13 protein-coding genes are annotated in these 17687 nt (G+C 63.9%); 10 read left to right on the forward strand and 3 right to left on the reverse strand.

The genetic code is table 11. The annotated features are described in order from the left end of the window. From FVW27_RS11205 to fliW, 6 genes are all read left to right on the forward strand, one after another. Nucleotides 1-573: M23 family metallopeptidase (locus FVW27_RS11205; RefSeq protein WP_167125167.1), on the forward strand; the 573-nt coding region annotated here is incomplete at its 5' end. Between the two features lie 4 nt (nt 574-577). Beyond that, nucleotides 578-1042: a flagellar export chaperone FlgN gene (gene flgN, locus FVW27_RS11210; RefSeq protein ID WP_167125169.1), complete on the forward strand. Its 465-nt coding sequence runs from the start codon at nt 578-580 to the stop codon at nt 1040-1042. Next, nucleotides 1043-3151 carry a flagellar hook-associated protein FlgK gene (gene flgK, locus FVW27_RS11215; RefSeq protein WP_167125171.1) on the forward strand — a complete coding sequence of 703 codons (2109 nt, stop codon included), beginning with the start codon at nt 1043-1045 and terminating at the stop codon, nt 3149-3151. Nucleotides 3152-3169: 18 nt separating this feature from the next. Beyond that, nucleotides 3170-4693 carry a flagellar hook-associated protein FlgL gene (gene flgL / locus FVW27_RS11220; RefSeq protein ID WP_167125172.1) on the forward strand — a complete coding sequence of 508 codons (1524 nt, stop codon included), beginning with the start codon at nt 3170-3172 and terminating at the stop codon, nt 4691-4693. A gap of 12 nt (nt 4694-4705) precedes the next feature. Continuing rightward, a complete protein-coding gene (gene csrA / locus FVW27_RS11225) occupies nt 4706-4945 on the forward strand; it encodes a carbon storage regulator CsrA (protein ID WP_007526389.1) in 240 nt (79 codons plus the stop codon). Further along, on the forward strand, nt 4921-5496 hold the full coding sequence (fliW, locus tag FVW27_RS11230) for a flagellar assembly protein FliW (RefSeq protein ID WP_167125174.1): 576 nt from the start codon (nt 4921-4923) through the stop codon (nt 5494-5496). Before csrA ends, fliW begins: the two co-directional genes overlap by 25 nt. 104 nt (nt 5497-5600) lie before the next feature. On the opposite strand, the gene FVW27_RS11235 is transcribed toward fliW, so the two are convergent. Continuing rightward, the gene (locus tag FVW27_RS11235) at nt 5601-7217 is read right to left on the reverse strand and encodes a sigma-54 interaction domain-containing protein (protein ID WP_167125176.1); all 1617 of its coding nucleotides are present in this window, start codon (nt 7215-7217) and stop codon (nt 5601-5603) included. 391 nt (nt 7218-7608) lie between these two features. On the opposite strand from FVW27_RS11235, the gene hpdB reads away from it, so the two are divergent. The 4 genes from hpdB to FVW27_RS11255 all read left to right on the forward strand — a co-directional run bounded on the left by hpdB (nt 7609) and on the right by FVW27_RS11255 (nt 13085). Next, a complete protein-coding gene (hpdB, locus tag FVW27_RS11240; protein ID WP_167125178.1) occupies nt 7609-10329 on the forward strand; it encodes a 4-hydroxyphenylacetate decarboxylase large subunit in 2721 nt (906 codons plus the stop codon). A gap of 2 nt (nt 10330-10331) precedes the next feature. Next, nucleotides 10332-10589, forward strand: coding sequence for a 4-hydroxyphenylacetate decarboxylase small subunit (gene hpdC, locus FVW27_RS11245; protein WP_167125180.1), 258 nt, complete (start codon nt 10332-10334; stop codon nt 10587-10589). Between the two features lie 73 nt (nt 10590-10662). After that, nucleotides 10663-11964 carry an MFS transporter gene (locus FVW27_RS11250; RefSeq protein WP_167125182.1) on the forward strand — a complete coding sequence of 434 codons (1302 nt, stop codon included), beginning with the start codon at nt 10663-10665 and terminating at the stop codon, nt 11962-11964. 173 nt (nt 11965-12137) lie between these two features. Beyond that, nucleotides 12138-13085: a glycyl-radical enzyme activating protein gene (locus FVW27_RS11255; RefSeq protein WP_167125184.1), complete on the forward strand. Its 948-nt coding sequence runs from the start codon at nt 12138-12140 to the stop codon at nt 13083-13085. A 107-nt stretch (nt 13086-13192) separates the two neighbouring features. Here FVW27_RS11255 and nifA read toward each other — a convergent pair whose 3' ends face one another. Together nifA and FVW27_RS11265 are read right to left on the reverse strand one after the other, a co-directional pair. Then, on the reverse strand, nt 13193-14932 hold the full coding sequence (gene nifA, locus FVW27_RS11260) for a nif-specific transcriptional activator NifA (RefSeq protein ID WP_167125186.1): 1740 nt from the start codon (nt 14930-14932) through the stop codon (nt 13193-13195). A gap of 267 nt (nt 14933-15199) precedes the next feature. Continuing rightward, nucleotides 15200-17686, reverse strand: a complete 2487-nt coding sequence (locus FVW27_RS11265; protein WP_481850162.1) for a mechanosensitive ion channel domain-containing protein — start codon at nt 17684-17686, stop codon at nt 15200-15202. Between the last annotated feature and the right edge of the window lies 1 nt (nt 17687).

The raw sequence follows: 17687 nt of genomic DNA on the forward strand, positions 1-17687 counted from the left end.
GTATCCGGCGACGGGGCCGTCGGCGCAACTTCCCCGGCATCCGGCGCCACATCTCCGGGCGCCGCATCGTCAGCCACCCCGGCCACTCCCGTTTCCAAGGCCTCCCCAACGGGCGGCCCCGCGGTGGCCTCGGGCACGCCGGGTTCCATGGTCTGGCCGCATGAGGGGCGCATCGCCTCGGGCTTCGGCTGGCGCAACGACCCCATCACCGGCGAGCGGGCCTGGCATCCGGGCGTGGACATTGCCGTGAACGAGGGCGATCCGGTGCGCGCGGCATGGGACGGAAAGGTGGTCTTTGCCGGTGAGCGGGCCGACTACGGCAAGCTGGTGGTGCTGGAACACCCCGGCGGCTGGCGCAGTTTTTATGGTCATAACGGCAGCCTGGATGCGCGCGAGGGCGACGTGGTCCGGGCGGGCACGGAAATTGCCAAGGCAGGGGGGACGGGCCGCGTTGCCGGGCCGCACCTTCACTTCGAGGTGCGCCAGGGCGAACTGGCGGTGAACCCGGAATACGCGGCGCGCAGCCTCGCTTCCGGGGGTATCGCGGCACAACGGACCCGCACCGGAGGATAACCAGATGTACGACCAGATACGCGGCAATCTTGTCCGGCAGACCAAGGGGCTGGAGGTGCTGGCGCTGCTGCTCGAGGAAGAGTTTGCCCACCTGCGCGGGCGCGATCCCGACGCCGTGAGCGCCGTGGAATTCTCCATCCACGAGCTGATGCGCCAGCTGGCCTGCGAACGCGTGGACCTGAAGGCGGCCATGCAGCGCACCCGGCTTTCGGAATACGCGGACATGCTGCCCGAGGAGCAGGGCGAGGAAGTGCGCGCCCTCATCGCGCGCATCGACGCCCAGGAACAGCACTGCGCCCGCCAGGCCTCGCTGAACGCGGACCTGGCCCTGGCCCTGCTGGACCAGAGCCAGGAACTGCTGGATTTTCTGCACCGTCGCCTCGTGCCCCCCAAGCAGGAAACCTACGGACGCAAGGGCGGCATGACCACCTCGCGCGCCGAGGCGGCGCTCATCCGCGGGAGGCTGTAAATGGCCGGTGTCACCTCGCTGCTCAACATGGGGCAGCTTTCGCTGCTGGCGAACCAGACCGCCATCCAGACCACGGGCAACAACATTGCCAACGTGAATACCGTCGGGTATTCGCGCCAGGCGGTGCGCTTCGAGGAGTATCCCGCCCTCGACGGCTTTCCGGGTCAGATCGGCACTGGTGCGTACGCGGCAGAGGTGTACCGCTATTTCAACGGCTTTGTGGAAAAGTCGTATCTGGACAAGGCCTCGCAGCAGTCGCGCTGGGATTCGCAGTACGAAATGCTGCGTAGCGTGGAAAGCCTGTTCAACGAATCGACCACCCCCGGCATCAACGCCGCCATGTCGCAGTTCTTCGCCGACTGGCAGGCCCTTTCGCAGCGGCCCGACGACAAGGCCAGCCGCGACGCGCTGCTTTCGCATTCCGACAACCTCGTCAAGCTGCTCCAGAATGCCGAGTCCAACCTGCGCGTCATGCAGCAGCAGATGGACCAGTACCTGAAGCAGGAGGTTACCGAGGCCAACAGCCTGATCAAGCAGATCGCCGAGCTGAACCGGCAGATCGAAATGCACGACGATCCGGGCAAGAACAACGCCAACACGCTCATCGACAACCGCAACCTGCTGGTGCGCCAGCTCTCGCAGAAGCTCGACGTCGACGTGGTGGACAACGGCAGCGGCAAGTTCACTGTGGTCACCAAGGCCGGGCACACCCTGGTGGACGGGGTGAACGCCTTCTCGCTGGACTATCAGGGCCCGCAGTCGCAGCAGTCGCTGGTGCCCGGTTCGAATTTCGACGGCGAGATACACTTCGAGGGGTCGGACGAGTACGAATACACCCTCGACGTGGTGCAGTCCGGCGCGGTGACCAGCGGCGCGGGTGCGGCCATGTTCCGCGTCTCGCTGGACGGCGGCAAGACCTGGCTGAAGGACGAGACCGGCAACGACCGGCTGTTCGCCGCGCGCCCTGAAGACCAGAAGGTCAAGGTGCAGGGGCTGGACATCTATTTCAGCGGGGCCACCCAGAACCTGGAGGCGGGCGACCGCTTTACCGTCACGCCCAAGAGCGGCGTGTACTGGGTTACGCCCACCACCTCGCCCCTGAACATTTCGCCCCAGACCATGGCCGACGGCACCGACAATCCCCGGCGCATCACCGGCGGGACCATCGGCGGATTCATGATCTTTCGCGATACGCAGGTGGGCCGCTACGTGGACCGCGTGAACGCCCTGTCGGAATCGCTGATCTGGGAAGTGAACCGCCTGCACAGCCAGGGCGCGGGGCTCGACCACATGTCGGTCATGAGCGGCACCTACGGCGTGGCCGATCCGTCCATCGCCCTGGGGTCGGACAGCTCCGGCCTTGCCTGGCTGAACAAGCTGGAGGCGGGCAACTTCAGCATGTACGTGTACGACGCCAACAGCGGCGCCTACCTTTCCAACGCCTCCGGCCCGCTGGACTTCGACACCGCCACGCCGGGCATCCAGAACTTCGACCCCACGGTGCATTCGCTGAACGACGTGCGCGATGCGCTGAACAACACCTTCGGCACCTATATCAACGCCGACATCGTGGACAACAAGCTCGTGGTGCGCAGCAACAGCGGCTACAAGTTCGGCGTGGGGGCGGATTCGGCGGGGCTGCTGGCGGGCCTTGGGCTGAACACCTATTTCCAGGGGTCGGATGCCTCCACCATCGCCGTGCGGCCAGACGTGCGCAGCGACACCAATTTCATCAATGCCGGCAAGGTCAACGGCGGCAACGAGGCCAACGCGGGCGACAACGACACCGCCAAGGCCATCGCCGGGCTGGCCACCAAGGAAGTGACCATCGCCACCACCTTCGAGCGGGCCAGCTCGCAGACCCTGTCGGAATACTACAGCGCCATCGTGGCCACCGTGGGCGCGGATACCGCCTCCACCAAGTTCAACGCGGCCTATACCGCAACCCTGGCCAAGGACCTGGACGAGCGCCAGAGCGCATCGTCCGGGGTGAACCTGGACGAAGAGATGGCCAGTCTCGTCAAGTTCCAGCACGCCTACAAGGCGGCGGCCAAGCTGGTGACCACGGCGGACCAGATGATGCAGACGCTGCTGGGCCTCAAGCAGTAGCGATGGAAGGAGTCTCCCATGGCAGGACGCGTTACGCAGCGGACCATGTTCGACAATTACATCTCGAACATGAACTATGCGCTGTCGAACCTCATGGAATCGAACATGCAGGCGTCCAGCCAGAAGCAGGTCAACCGCCCGTCGGACGATCCCGTGGGCATGGCCCGCATCCTGAACTACCGCGCCTCGCTGGCCACCAACGAGCAGTACCAGAAGAACGTGGGCCAGGCCGAAAGCTGGCTGAGCCTCGCGGACAAGACGCTGACCCAGGTAAGCACGGTGCTCACCCGCATCAAGGCGTTGGCCGAACAGGCGGCCACCGGTACGGTAAGTCCTGAGAACCGCAAGGAAATCAGCTACGAAATGCGCGAGCTGTACGGGCAGCTCATCAACCTTGCCAATACCGAGAACGAAGGCCGCCACATCTTCGCCGGGCACAAGATCGAGGACGCCGCCTACGTTGCCGGGCTTGCCGTCACCGCCAACGATCCGGCATTGTCGAACACCTCGTTCACGGTGGAGGGCGGGGCCAGCAACACCATGGTGTTCCAGTTTCTGGAAAGCGGCACCATCGGCACCGACGCGCTGGACTACCGCTATTCCGAGGACGGCGGCACCACCTGGAAGACCGGCACCCTGGCCTCCAACGCCGCGCCGGTGATGCTGGGCGGGGCGCGCCTGACCATGTCGCCGGGGGCCACGGTGACCGCCGTGGATACCGCCAACGGGCACGAGACGGGCAACGGCACCTGGCTGTACATTCGGCCGACAGCCATCTACAAGGGCGACGACATGAACTCTTCCGGCCTCACGGCCGAGAGATACGGCGCCGCCAACATCGCGGCCACGGCCGATGGTTCGTTCTCGCGCGATGTCATGGTGCGCATCGACCAGTCGGGCACGCTGTCCGGATCCATCAGCTATTCGTACAGCATGGACGGCGGCTCCAGCTGGGTACCCGCCACCGCTTCCGGCACGGGCGGGCCCGTGTCGCTGCTGGTGCCCGGCGGCTTCCTGACGCTGGCCTCCAACGGGGGCAACGCGCTGGCGGCGGGCGACCAGTTCGTCATCCGGCCGCACCGCGCCGCACTGGAGTACGAGATTTCGCCCGGCGAATACATGTCGGTGAACAACGTGGGCAAGGACATCTTCGGCGGCATGTACCAGGCGCCGGGGCAGGCCAGCCCCACGGCGGTGTACGGCGGGGACGGGCGCAACATGTTCGAGGTGGTGGGCAGGCTGATCGCCTTCACCGAAACCAACAGCCAGACCGGCATCCAGAAGGCGCTGGACGAGTTGGGCACCGCCTCCAAGGTCATCCTGACGGCGGCGGCGCGCGTGGGCGGCAAGGAAAACCGGCTCGACGTGGTGCAGGGCATCCTGGAGTCGCAGGAAGACGACCAGACCATGCGCATGAGCAGCATAGAGGACGTGGACGTGGCCAAGCTGATGACGAAACTCGCGCAGCAGCAGTTGACCTACAACAGCGTGCTCAAGTCGTCCTCCATGATCATGCAGATGAATCTCACGAACTTCCTGTAAGGGCCGGGCCACATGCTCATACTTACACGCCGGCCGGGCGAAAGCCTGTACCTTGGCGACAACATTCGCATCACCATCCTTGGCATGCAGGGAAAGCAGGTCAAGATCGGGCTCGACGTACCCGGCGACATGGTCGTGTACCGAGAGGAAGTCTACCGGCGCGTCATGGAGGAAAACCGCATGGCGCTCGAAACCAGCAACGCTGACCTGCTCGCGGCGACACAGATATGGCACGACAGAACGAAAGAGTGATCCAGACCCGGCTTGGCCGCCAGAATGTGGCGCTGGACAAGGTGCTGTATTTTCCCCGGGGCCTCATGGGCTTCGAGGACAAGCACGAGTTCACGCTGCTGCAACTGCGCGAGGGCGCGCCCTTCCTGATCCTGCAAAGCATGGACGACCCGCGTCTGGGCTTGCTGGTGGGTGACCCGTACAGCTTCATCGAGGACTACCCCATCCGCATCGGCGATGCGGAGCAGAAACTGTTGCGGCTGCGCACCATCCGGCAGGTGGCGGTGCTGGTCACCGTGTCCATTCCGCCGGGGCGGCCCGAAAAGACGGCGCTGAACCTTACCGGCCCCATCCTGATCAACCACGAGGCCCGGCTGGGCCTGCAAGTGCCCCAGACCGACGGGCGCTTTCCCTCGCAGTACTATCTGCACGAGGCGGGCAAATGCGCGGCGGAGCAGGCTGCGCATACGGGTGCGAACGCGAGCGGGAATGCGGACGGTGATGCTGCGGAAACCGGGCCCGGGAATGGAACGGCGCAGGAATCCGGCGGCACTGTCGGCGGCGGGCCATAGGCCCGGCTGTTCCGGACTTTCGTACGGAATCATGCATGTGAAAGGGCAGCCCCATGGGGCTGCCCTTTCGCATGTGACCGGAGGATTCCGCCGGTACCGGCAGTCTATTCCCGGCTGGTCGGTGTCCGGCGTGCCGCCGGTTCCTGGGTCAGATTGTACTGGGCCAGCTTTTTGTAGAAAAGCGGTCGCGAGATGCCAAGCAGCTTGGCCGCGGCCGAGCGGTTTCCATCGGCCACGGCCAAGGCGTAATTGAGCGCGCCCCGTTCGGTTCGCTCCACCAGCCTGGACAGGGTCATGCCGTCGGCCCCGCCATCGATGTCCATCAAATCGCAGCAGACGCCGTCCCGCAGCAACATCCTCCGCAATTCTTCCTCGCCGACCACCTCGCCTTTGCACATGATCATGAGACGTTCGAGCACGTTCTGCATTTCCCGCACGTTGCCCTTCCATGGCAGCGCCTGCATGGCCGCCACAGCCGCGTGGGACAGCCGCTTCTGATGGATGCCGTGGCGGCGCGCGAGTTTTGCCCACACGCTCTTGGCCAGCCAGGGGATGTCTTCGGGGATGTGGCGCAGGGCAGGGATGATGATGGGGATGACGTTCAGACGGTAGAATAGGTCTTCCCGAAAGCTGCCGTCACGCACCTTGTCTTCGAGGTTGCAGTTGGTTGCGGCGATGATGCGCACATCCACCCGGCTGCGCTTCTCGCTGCCGAGCCGGTCCACTTCGCCTTCCTGGATCACCCGGAGAAGCTTGGCCTGGGCGTTCAGCGGCATATCCCCGATTTCGTCAAGAAAGATGGTGCCGTTGTCGGCCTGCTCGAACCGTCCCTTGTGACCACCCCGGCGTGCGCCCGTGAACGCGCCTTCGTCGTACCCGAAGAGTTCCGACTCCACGAGCGTCTCCTGAATGGCGCTACAGTTGATCCGGATGAACGGAGCGTCGCGCCTGCGACTGTAGTTGTGGATGCTTTGGGCGAATACCTCCTTTCCCACGCCGGTTTCGCCGCGCAGCAGCACGGTGGCGTCGGTTGAAGCCGCCTGCATGGCGGTGGCCTTGGCCTGTTGCATGGCTTCCGATGTGCCTCGGATGTTATCGAAATTGTATTCGGTGTCGCGGGATAGGCTCTTTCCGTTGCGGATGTCGTGGATTTGCTTCTGCAAGCGCTTGATGTAGCCGGTGAGCTTTTGCACTTCTTCGAGTCCGCGGAACCGGATTATGCCCACAGCGCCGATGCACTCGCCTTCCTCAAAGATGGGAATGCGGGAGACAACGTAGGGAATGCCCCGGATATCTTGGTAGCAGTCGTGCTCGGGAACGCCGGTCTGAGCCACCACATGCATGCGGGTATTATCCACGATGTCGGTGACGTGCTTGCCGATGACGTCCTGTTCGGATACGCCGTGCACGTCCATGAAACTTTCGTTAATGTATATGATAACCCCTTGTTTGTTGACCACTTGCAGGCCGCATGCGCAGTAGTCGATGATGGTCTTGAGAAACTCCACGAAACCATTTCCGTGGGTGAACAGTCCAGAGATCCGTTCATGGTCGGTGCTGTCGCCCTTCGGACGGATGCGGATGTTCGACGCTGCCAGCCATGAGGCGAACAGATCCTTGCCGCTCAGATTCAGTTTCTTGAATGCGCGGATTTTGGGAAAGGCTTCGGCCTTGCCGGCGCCGGGAGTGTGGCGGGCGTTTTCCTCGCTATCGCAATTCATGCCCATGCTCCTCTCGATGTACCGTTCCTGATTGATCTGCGCCCCCCTCCCCCCTGTCACACCCTGTGACAACTGCTTCCCCCCTCTGTCACCCCTGTCTTCCGTGTTGCCTGGTGGCGGCCATCCGGCTGCAACCATCTTGTTTACCTGTTTTTTCGTTTGTCCTCCCCCAGATACTCCCTTGCGTGCCCGCTTCGGGGCAGCGGTGCGTCCTGTCACGGTGCATTACATCACGGTCTGCCGCGCCATCCGGTTCTTTCGAAATAATAGTTTTATTTTAAGGTGTTACAATATTTTCATGCACATGCGCTTTTGTTGGTACGCTTTCTGTAATTGCAAGAAATGTACTGAAATGACGTGACTACGGTGACAACCCTTAATGGAGGAGCCCATGACCAGAAACAGAACATTCAAGCAGGTGCTGGCAGACGCCGGTATCGCCATGGACTTCGAGGCGGGCGGACATGCTCCCGAAGTGGTGATGGACCGCGAGGTGAAGCCCGAGCCGCATCCCAGGTCCGCAAGGCTGAAGGAGCTTTTCCTGCAGACCCTGTCGTCGGCCAACAATGAGTTCCCCTACTGGTACACGCGGGAATACATGGCCCACGATTCGGAGATCCCGGTGGTGCGCAGGGCGAGGGCGCTCAAGGCGGCCTTTTCCCACCTGACGCCGGTGATCTACCCGGGCGAGAAGCTGGTGATGCACAAGGCCCACTACTTCCGCGGGTCATTTCCCATGCCTTGGCTGTCCGAAGGCTTCTATGTGGCCAAGGAGGATGAACTCTTTCAGGACGCCCTCAAGCGCGGCTCCACCTCGGCCGACGAACATTCCAAGTTCGGCCTGGGTGGCGGCAACGTGGTGCGCAGCTTCAACCGGATCGTGTCGATTGCCGGCAAGTTCGGCATGCGCCAGGAGGAGATCCCCGCCCTGCTCAAGCTGTCCAAGATGTGGGTAGGAAAGTCGGTTGACGACATTGGGCACAGGTACGAGCAGATGTGTCCCGATTACGACACCAAGGAAAAGTGCATGCGGAACATCGTATGCATGTTCGATTCTGGATATACACTGCCCCAGGGGCGCGAGGTCATCAACTACTACTATCCCTTGGAGTATGGTTTCGACGGCCTGATAGAGATGGCGAGAGAACGCATTGCCAGTGTCGCGGGCAATGCGGATGGCGACGGTATGGTCGGCATGAACAGGCTATACAATTATGAAGCCGTCGTTCTTGTCATCGAGGGAATCCAGGCGTGGATCACGAACTATGCCAAGGAAGCCCGCCGACTGGAAGCGATCGAAAGGGACGCCGCCCAGCGGAAGGAATACGGCGACATCGCGCAGTGCCTGGAGTGGATCGCGCACAATCCGCCCCGCACCTTCTACGAAGCCTTCCAGATGATCGAAACCATCCACCTCGGCGTGCTCAACGAAGACGCCATCTCCGGCATGTCCCCCGGCCGGATCGGGCAGGTTCTGTACCCCTACTTCGAGCAGGACATCGCCGCTGGCCGCATCACAGAGGATGAGGTGCTGGAACTGCTGGAACTCGACCGGGTGGTGAAGACCTCCATCGACTGCTTCGCCTCCTGCGGCGTGGTCGGCGGGGTGCTTTCCGGCAACACGTTCAACACTGTGTCCGTGGGCGGACTTGACGCCAAGGGGCAGTCCGCAGCCAACCGGCTTGAATACCTGATCCTGCAGGCGGGCATGAACAACCCCATGCCCCAGTCCACCATCGCGCTGCTCTATGACGAGAAGCTGCCCGAGGATTTCCTGCTGCTCGCCTCCAAGGTCATCAAGACCGGCGCCGGCTATCCAGCCTTCATGAATAACGAAATCGGCATCAAGTTCATGATGTCCCAGTACGCCCACGAAGGCATGACGCCTCAGGAAGCCACGGCCTGGGCCATCGGCGGCTGCCTGGAGTCCTCACCGTGTTGCTGGTTGCCGCTGCACCTGAACGGGAAGGAATACCTGATCCCCGGCGGCGCGGGGCAGCCTACCAGCGTCGGCATCCACTTCATGTCCCTGCCCAAGATACTGGAGCTGACGATTTTCAACGGGCAGGATCAGCGAACCATGGAGCAGGTGGTTCCGCCGCACGACAGCCCCCTCGCGACCTACGAGGATCTGTGGGCGGCATTCAAGAGCTACTGGGAAATCATGTGTCGCGCCGTGGAAAAGGCGAACAACATCCAGCACGATGTCTGGCGCAAGAACAACATGGCCGTCCTCAACTCGCTGCTGAAGCCGGACTGCCTGAGCAGGGGGCACCTCATCAACGAGCTTGGCTACCGGTACAATGCAACGTTCAATGTGGAGTCCGCCGGCACGATCACCATGGTCAACTCGTTGGCGGCGCTGAAGAAGGTTGTCTACGACGACAGGCAGGCCACCCTGGACGAGGTCAAGGCCGCCATCGTCGACAACTTCGGCTTCAAGGATGCGCACGAGATCAACTCGTTCTCCATCGCCGACCAGCAGAAGCGCGACAGTGACGACCGCAAGTGGGACAAGCTCCACTTCAGGCTGCTCCAGGCACCCAAGTACGGCAACGACGACCCGTACGCCGACGACATCCTGCGTGAATGGGAAGAGTACTTCTGCGAGGATTGCAAGAACTACACGTCCCTCTACGCGCACCCCATGTATCCCTGCCAGATATCCGTCTCCACCCACGGAGCCATGGGCTCTGCCTGCCGGGCCACGCCGGACGGACGCCTGAGCGGCACCACCTTTGCCGACGCCTCCCTGTCCGCCTATCCCGGCACGGACCGCAACGGTCCCTTCGCCCTCATGAATTCGGCCACCGTGTGGGATCACTCCAACTCCCAGAACTCGCAGCTCAACATCAAGATCCACCCCAGCGCCATTCGTGGGCACGAAGGCGGGCGGAAGCTTCTCGACCTGACCAGGGCCTACATGCGCAAGGGCGGATTCCACGTCCAGTACAACGTCGTGGATACCAAGATGCTGCGTGAAGCCCAGGCACGGCCCGAGGAGTTTCGCGACCTGATGGTACGCGTGGCCGGGTTCACCCAGTACTGGGTGGAAATCGGCAAGTCCGTTCAGGACGAACTCATCGCCAGAACCGAATACGAGGGGATATAGCCATGACGTTCACCTATCGCGACACCCGCGAATTCATTCCTGTGGATGCGGACAAGGGCCTCGACCGCCTGACCGGCAAGCTTGTTCAGGCCGATACCGATGCGCCCGCCGGGTACACCAGGCTGCCCAAGTGCAAGTTCTGCAAGAACTACATGGAAGAGGCTGCCAACATCGGCGTCTGCGGCGCCAGCGCCATGGACCCCAAGTTCATGGCCTACGGCGACATGATCGCAGTGACCTGCGAATCCTACGCCGACTGATCCTGAAGCGCCCGGTCGGGAGTCACTCCCGGCCGGGCGCGCCGGGTTTCATCGGCGTTACCAGGAGTGAATCATGGAAAAGAACAAACGGCTGTATGGCTGGTCGGTGGTGGCCGCATCCTGGCTGGCCGTGTTTTGTCTTTTCGGCTACCGGGCCACGTTCTCCATCCTCAAGGTGCCCATGAGCGCAGACATGGGCTGGTCCCAGGCGGAAGTGACCCTGGGGTATTCCTTCATGATGATGTGCTATGCCGTCGCCGCATTTTTTTCGGGGTTCATTCTCGACAGGTGGGGCGCCAAGCTGGTGTATCTCGTTGGGGCGCTTTTCGGCGCGGCCGGTTTCTACGTCACGGCACAGGCGGACACCCTGTATGCCTACTACGCCTCCTACGGCGTGCTGGCCGGGGTGGCCACCGGCATGCTGTGGGTGACCTCCACCGTTTCCGTACGCAAGTGGTACGTGGGCAAGAGCTACGCCACCATGTGGGGCTTTGCCTTTGCTGGCGCCCCCATGGCCCAGGTGGTCATGAGCCTGTTCGTCAAGAATTCCCTGGCCGGAACCCAGGGCGACGCCTGGCGCGGCGCCATGGAACTACTCGGCCTGCTGGTTCTCCTCTGCCTGCTTCTGGCCGCGCTGCTGGCGAAGAAGAGTCCCGAAGACTACGGTCTCGCGCCCTTCGGCGAAACGCCCGCCGCCCCCGGCGCAAGCGCCCCCCGGAGCTGGAGCTTGGGCCAGGCCTACTCCACCTACCCCATCTGGGGGGCGATCCTGACCTTTCTCACGAGCATGCTCGGCGAGTTCCTCATCTGGACCCAGGTCGTCAGTTACTGGACGGCCGACCTTGGCATGACCCTGTCCAAGGCCACGTATCTCTATGTCGTCATCGGCGTGGTCGGCATTTTCTCCATGCCCATAATGGGCGTCGTGGCGGACAGGGTGGTGCGCCGTTCGCGGTGCGAACCCACGGGCCGCAAGAAGATGCTCATCTTCGGCCCGCTGGTGGGAGCAGTCGCCTGCCTGCTGCTTGTCCTGCAAGGAGAGCGGTCGATCGGGCTGGGGCTGGTTTCCTGTGTGCTGTTCGCCATCTACTGGGCCATCGTGCCCGGAGGAGTGGTCGGCTACCTGGGGGCGATCTACGGTCGGGCCACGCTTGGCAAGATATGGGGTCTTGGCACCATGATCGTCATGGGCAGCGGGCCGTTCATCGGCCCGCTGGTCGGCGGCTACATGAAGGATGCGACCGGGAGTTACGTCTATTCCATCGTCTTCGCCCTGGGAGCCTTCTTGGTCTCGTCCTGTTTCGGCGCCAGCCTGCCCTTGTCCCTGAAGAAGCGGGAGGAGGGCGTTCCGGCCGAGGAAGCCGCGACGGTCTAGCCACGCACCCCGCAGAGATGGTCGCGCCGTCCGGGAGGGCACCCCGGTGTGGTCCGCCCGGACGGCGCAAGACGTTTTGCGGACACGCACAACAAGGCCGGGACAACCGGAATCAAGGTGGCGGAGCCGCGTTTCGCCTTCCTCGTGATGGCCGGCCGAACCAGAGGATAACCATGCTTGCAGATCGATGTGTTGATGCGGACACGGGGCTGATCTTCGATATACAGGGGCACTCCGTGCATGATGGCCCGGGCACGCGCACCACGGTGTTCCTGAACGGTTGCCCCTTGCGTTGCATATGGTGCAGCAATCCCGAAGGGCTCTTTACCCACCCTGTCATGATGTACCGGCAAGGCAAGTGCAAGGGCTGCGGCGACTGTCTGGCGGCCTGTCCATCCGGCGCAGCCAGGGTTGTCGGCGACCAGCTCGTGCATGACAGGGAGGCGTGCGACGCATGCCAGACCCATGAGTGCGTGGACGCCTGCCTCAACGAGGCAATGGTGAAGAGTGGGAAGTACTACACCACAGAGGAGGTGTTGCGCATCTTGCAGCGCGACAGGCAATTCTGGGGAAAAAACGGGGGGGTGTCATTCAGCGGGGGGGAACCGCTCATGCAACGTCCGTTCATCAACAACCTGATGCGTCGATGCAAGGAGGTCGGCATTCACGTTTGCGTGGAGACAAGTTCCTGCCTGCCGACGGCCCACTACCTTGATGCGTTGCGCTTTGCGGATTGGGTTTTCACGGACATCAAGCACATGGATCCGGTGACCCACATGAAGCTGACGGGCCGGGGCAATGCGCTGATTCTTCACAACATCGAAACGCTGGCCCGCTCGGACTGGGAAGGCGTCATCATGCCGCGCATCCCGGTTGTTCCCGGATGCAACGACTCGGAAGCGAACCTCATGGCCACGGTCGACTTCATCAGGGATATCGGGCTGGACGTCGTGAACCTCCTGCCTTTCCACAGGCTTGGCGAATCAAAACATCGTCAGTTGGGGCGCACCTTCGACATGGCGGACCAACCGTCTCCTGCCGATGCAACGATGCAGCGGCTCAAAGAACTGGTCCAAAGCCGCGGCGTGCTCTGTTTTGTCGGTTGGGAAACGCCGTTTTGAGGCGGGGCGGCCACTGGGGGGGGCACCCTTTCACATGATGGCGATACACGGAACCGGCACGGCAGGCTCCCGAATTTCCCGCGTGCCGGTGGAGGATGGTACGCGTTTCAGTCGCCCCGGCGAGCGCGTTCCCCGGCCACCAGGCCGGAAAGCCCCATCTTGCGGATGCGGTAGCCCATCTGGCGCGGGGTGATGCCCAGCGCCGCGGCGGCGCGGTGCTGCACCCAGCCGTTGCGGCGCAGGGCGGCGATGATTTCGGCACGTTCGATGTCGCGCAGGGTGGCGGGGTGCGCATCGTCGTGGTGGATGCCTCTGTCTTCGTGAGCGGGGTGAGCGGGGTGAGCGTGGTGTGCAGGGTATGCGTGGTATCCGGCATGCCCGGCATGCCCGTCGCCATGCAGGCCGTGGGCTGCGGCATCCCCGCCGTATGCCCCCATGACGCCGCCGGAACCGGTCATGCCCGGCCCGCCGGACAGGACGGGATGCGCTCCGTCGGGCTGGGCGTTTTCGGTGGCGGAATGTTCCAGCAGCGGTTCCAGAAAGCGCCGGTCGACCTGGCCCGATTCGGACAGGATGGCCAGCCGCTCGATGAGGTTTTCCATCTCGCGCACGTTGCCCGGCCATTCGTGGCGGCACAACAGGTCCAGCGCATCGGGGGCCAGGGTGATCACCCGGCGGTAGTCGCGGGCGGCCTTGGCCAGAAAATGGTTGAGCAGGCGCTCCACGTCGTCGGGCCGTTCGCGCAGGGCGGGCACCCGGATGGGGAACACGCACAGCCGATAGTACAGGTCCTGGCGAAAGCGCCCCTGTTCGGAAAGCAGGGCCAGGTCGCGGTTGGTGGCGGCCACGATGCGCACGTCCACGCGGTGGGTCTGGTTGCTGCCCAGACGTTCGAACTCGCGGTCCTGGATGACCCGCAGCAGCTTGGCCTGGATGCCGGGCGGCAGTTCGCCGATTTCGTCCAGAAAGATGGTGCCCCGGTGGGCTTCCTCGAAGCGCCCCGCCCGCACCGCGACGGCGCCCGTGAACGCGCCCTTCTCGTGGCCGAACAGTTCCGCCTCCAGCAGCGTTTCCGGAATGGAGGCGCAGTTCACCTTCACGAAGGGGTGGACCATGCGGTCGGAAAGGTTGTGCAGCAGCCGCGCGATGAGTGTCTTGCCCACGCCCGATTCGCCCAGCAGCAGCACCGTGGCCCTGGTGGGGGCCACCCGCTCTATCTGACGCTGCACGTCCAGCATGGCCGCGCTGCGGCCCACGATGTAATCGCCCCGCTCGTCCAGCACGCGGGTGCGCAGCTTGACGTTTTCGCGGCGCAGGGTGGCCACGCGCTCGTTGAGCTGCTCGTTCAGGCTCAGGAACTGGGCCACCAGGGTGGCCACGATGCCCAGGAATTCCATGTCTTCCGAGGTGGACACCTCGTCGCTGAACAGGCGGTCCACGTTCAGCACGCCGATGGGGGTGCCCTGTTTCAGGATGGGTACGCCGAGGAAGGATATCTTGCCCTTTTCCACCTTGCGTGCGCCGGTACGGTCGAGAAACAGGGGGTCGGTGCGGACGTCGCGCACGATGTAGGGGCGGGCGGACTGGAAGATGGTGCCCGTCACCCCTTCATCCAGCCGGTACACACCCCGTCCGCGTTCCTCGGGGGTAAGCCCGTGCGAGGCGGCGATGACCAGCTGCCCCGTCTCGCGGTCGGGCAGGGTGATGGTGGCGCGCTTCATGGAAAGGGTTTCAGAAAGCACGCGCAGCACCTCTTCGAGGGCCTGTTCGAGGTCCAGGGCCCGGTCGAAGACCTGACTGATGGCGTAGAGGGCCTTGAGTTTCAGGCTTTGCAACGTGCACGGCATGCCGGGTGCGTTGCAAGGATGGTTCCGCCGTGGCAGGGTTGTCGTTTGCGTATGCTTTTAAAGCTATTTCATGATGTTGCGGGGTCGAGACCGTGAATGGAGATGATTGTGTCGGTGTTTATTTTAACAATTAACGTAAAATTCAAACGCGGAAAATGCCATTTTTGAGAAAATGGCATTTTCCGCGTTTGCTGTGTTGGATGTGGTGTTGTGGGCCAAAGGCACTGCGCGGCGGGCGTCAGGCGTGGTGCAAGGCCGCCGCAGGCGTCAGGCCTCGAAGCGGGCTGCGTCGTCGTCGGGGCCGGTGGTTGCGGCCTTGACGCCGGGCGCGCCTTGGCGTTCCGCCTGGACCGGGCGTTTCGTCGCGCCTTCGCCGGTGCTTTCAATGGGGGCAACGGGGGGCGGGGGGGGCGCCACGGCAGGCAGCCCCTCTATGCCGCGCACGTGCACGTCCATCTGCGGGAAGGATATTTCTATGGCGTTCTCGCGGAACAGGCGGTCGATGGTCCGGCGCAGGTCGGACGCGGTTGACACACCGTGGTTCAGGTCGTCCACCCATACCCGCAGCACGAAGTCGAGGCTGCTGGGGCCGAAGTCCTGGAACAGCACGTTGGGCGCGGGGTCGCGCATCACCCGGGGGTGGTCCTCCGCTGCCTGCTTCAGCAGTTCGGTCACCTTGTCGATGTCCGAGCCGTAGGCCACGCCGATGGCGATGTCGCGGCGCATGCGCATGCTGTTGCGGGTCCAGTTGGTGAGCCGGTTGGACACGAATTCGGAGTTGGGCACGAAGATCACGGCGTTGTCGAAGGTTTCGACGGTAGTGGAGCGGATGCTGATCTTGCGCACCGTGCCCCACGTCTCGCCGATCTGGATGATGTCGCCCTCCAGCAGAGAGCGGCCGAAAATGAGGATCAACCCGCTGAAGAAGTTGTTGAAAATGGTCTGCAGCCCGAAGCCCAGCCCCACGCTGAGGCCACCGGCAATGACCGTGAGGCTGGTCAGGCTGACGCCCAGGGCGTTCAGCACCACCAGGCCGAACAACGCCCACAGGGTATAGGTCAGCCCGGTCTGCAACGGCGGAATCACGCCGCGTTCCACGCGGGGCAGCCGCGCAGGCAGGTTGTCGAGGAAGGACGTGCCCACGGCGATGGCCGAGCGGGTCAGGTAGAACAGCAGCACCAGGCCCAGCACCCGCAACGAGTTGAACGACACCGACCCCACGTTGACGTTCAGTTCCAGCGCCTGGCGCATCATGTACGGCCCGCCGGGGAAGGCGGACATCCACGGCAGCAGGGTAGCGGCGGCCACCACCCACATGGCGGGGGCGCCAAGGCCCAGCACCAGGCCGCGCAGCAGGGCGCGCATGCCCTTTTCCGGCAGGCGTTCCGCAAGCAAGGTCACAAGAGCCACCAGCACGGCGCCCAGTTGCAGGGCCACGGCCACGGCCAGCCCCACCAGGAAGAACGGAATGGCCAGCCGCGCCCAGCCGAACACCGCCGCCAGCAGCGAGACGATGCACAACGCGGGTTCGCAGGCCAGCAGCACCTTTTCCAGCAGGGGCAGCACGCGGGGCCTGCCACGCCGGGCGCGCACGGTCAGTACCGCCACCATGCACAGCGCCCACAACGGGGCCAGCAGCACGGCGGGCGGATTCAGGAACAGCAGCAGCACGCCGATGGCCGCCGGGGCGAACAGCAGCAACAGGGGAGAGCGCTGCGGCACACCGGCAAGGCCGGAGGCACGCAGGCTCCAGACCAGGGTCAGTTCGCCCAGCAGCAGCATGAGGTGCGCGGGCACCACCACGGCCCGGTAGACCTCGCCGCCGCGCGCCCACGAGGCGAAGTGCAGGGCTATGCCCACGGCGATCCACGGCCAACTGCGGGCGGCCACGTTGCGGCAGCTTTCGGCCCATCCGCCGGGCAACCGGCAGCCGCGCCGCAGGGCCAGCCTGCCCAGCAGGAGCAGGGGCACGACCAGGAAGGCAAAGCGCAGCAGCAGTGCGCCCCAGTCGCGGGTGGTCTGCGGGAATTCCGTGGCCAGGCGCACCTCCGTCGTGTCCGACCATGCGGCCAGGTTGACGGGCAGTGATTGCCATACGCCAAGGTCCATCAGCGAACTGGAGGCCACCAGATAATAGGTGCGCCACAGCGCGGGCAACTGCGCGTCGATCTGTTCCAGTGCCTGGGTCAGCTTGGCGGCCACCGCGTGGCCGGGGTCCAGGGCGCGGGCGAGGCGGGTGCGCAGGACCGTCAGGTTCTTGCGCCCCTCGGTAAGCTTGGCAAGGTATTCGGACAGGTCTTTGGAAAGCTCGCTGGACCGTTCCGTGGCCAGGTGCTCGGACAATTCCTTGTCCAGGGCGTTGAAGTCGTCCAGCCGCTGGCGCACCGCGGCATCGGTGGCCTCCATGGGGGCCAGCCTGCCTTGCAGGGTGCGCTGCACGCCCGCCAACTGGCGGCGGATGGCGGCCATTTCGCTGGGGTGGTTGCGGCTCAGCTGGTACAGCGCGAACAGCCGTTGGTAGTCGCGCTGCACGGCGGCCACCTGGCTGTCCAGCGCCCTGGCCATGTCGGGCAGGGCCTTGCGCAGCCGGTCGGTTTCTTCCACCAGTGCGGTGAGTTCCTGCCCGCGCGTCTGCCAGATGACGTCCATGGCCTGTTGGCCGTCCGGTGCGTCCTGGGGCGTATCGCCCGGCTGGGCGGCATCGGCGGGCTGGGACGTTGCCTGGGCCGCCAGCGCGGTGCGCGGGGCGGGCAGG

The organism is Nitratidesulfovibrio liaohensis (assembly GCF_011682075.1).
In the GTDB taxonomy this organism is placed as follows: Bacteria; Desulfobacterota; Desulfovibrionia; order Desulfovibrionales; family Desulfovibrionaceae; genus Cupidesulfovibrio; species Cupidesulfovibrio liaohensis.

Bases quoted from the DNA above. Each gene is read 5' to 3' on its own strand.
- flgN (WP_167125169.1), top strand. From the start codon at position 578: ATGTACGACCAGATACGCGGCAATCTTGTCCGGCAGACCAAGGGGCTG.
- flgK (WP_167125171.1), top strand. From the start codon at position 1,043: ATGGCCGGTGTCACCTCGCTGCTCAACATGGGGCAGCTTTCGCTGCTG.
- flgL (WP_167125172.1), top strand. From the start codon at position 3,170: ATGGCAGGACGCGTTACGCAGCGGACCATGTTCGACAATTACATCTCG.
- csrA (WP_007526389.1), top strand. From the start codon at position 4,706: ATGCTCATACTTACACGCCGGCCGGGCGAAAGCCTGTACCTTGGCGAC.
- fliW (WP_167125174.1), top strand. From the start codon at position 4,921: ATGGCACGACAGAACGAAAGAGTGATCCAGACCCGGCTTGGCCGCCAG.
- FVW27_RS11235 (WP_167125176.1), bottom strand. From the start codon at position 7,217: ATGAATTGCGATAGCGAGGAAAACGCCCGCCACACTCCCGGCGCCGGC.
- hpdB (WP_167125178.1), top strand. From the start codon at position 7,609: ATGACCAGAAACAGAACATTCAAGCAGGTGCTGGCAGACGCCGGTATC.
- hpdC (WP_167125180.1), top strand. From the start codon at position 10,332: ATGACGTTCACCTATCGCGACACCCGCGAATTCATTCCTGTGGATGCG.
- FVW27_RS11250 (WP_167125182.1), top strand. From the start codon at position 10,663: ATGGAAAAGAACAAACGGCTGTATGGCTGGTCGGTGGTGGCCGCATCC.
- FVW27_RS11255 (WP_167125184.1), top strand. From the start codon at position 12,138: ATGCTTGCAGATCGATGTGTTGATGCGGACACGGGGCTGATCTTCGAT.
- nifA (WP_167125186.1), bottom strand. From the start codon at position 14,932: ATGCCGTGCACGTTGCAAAGCCTGAAACTCAAGGCCCTCTACGCCATC.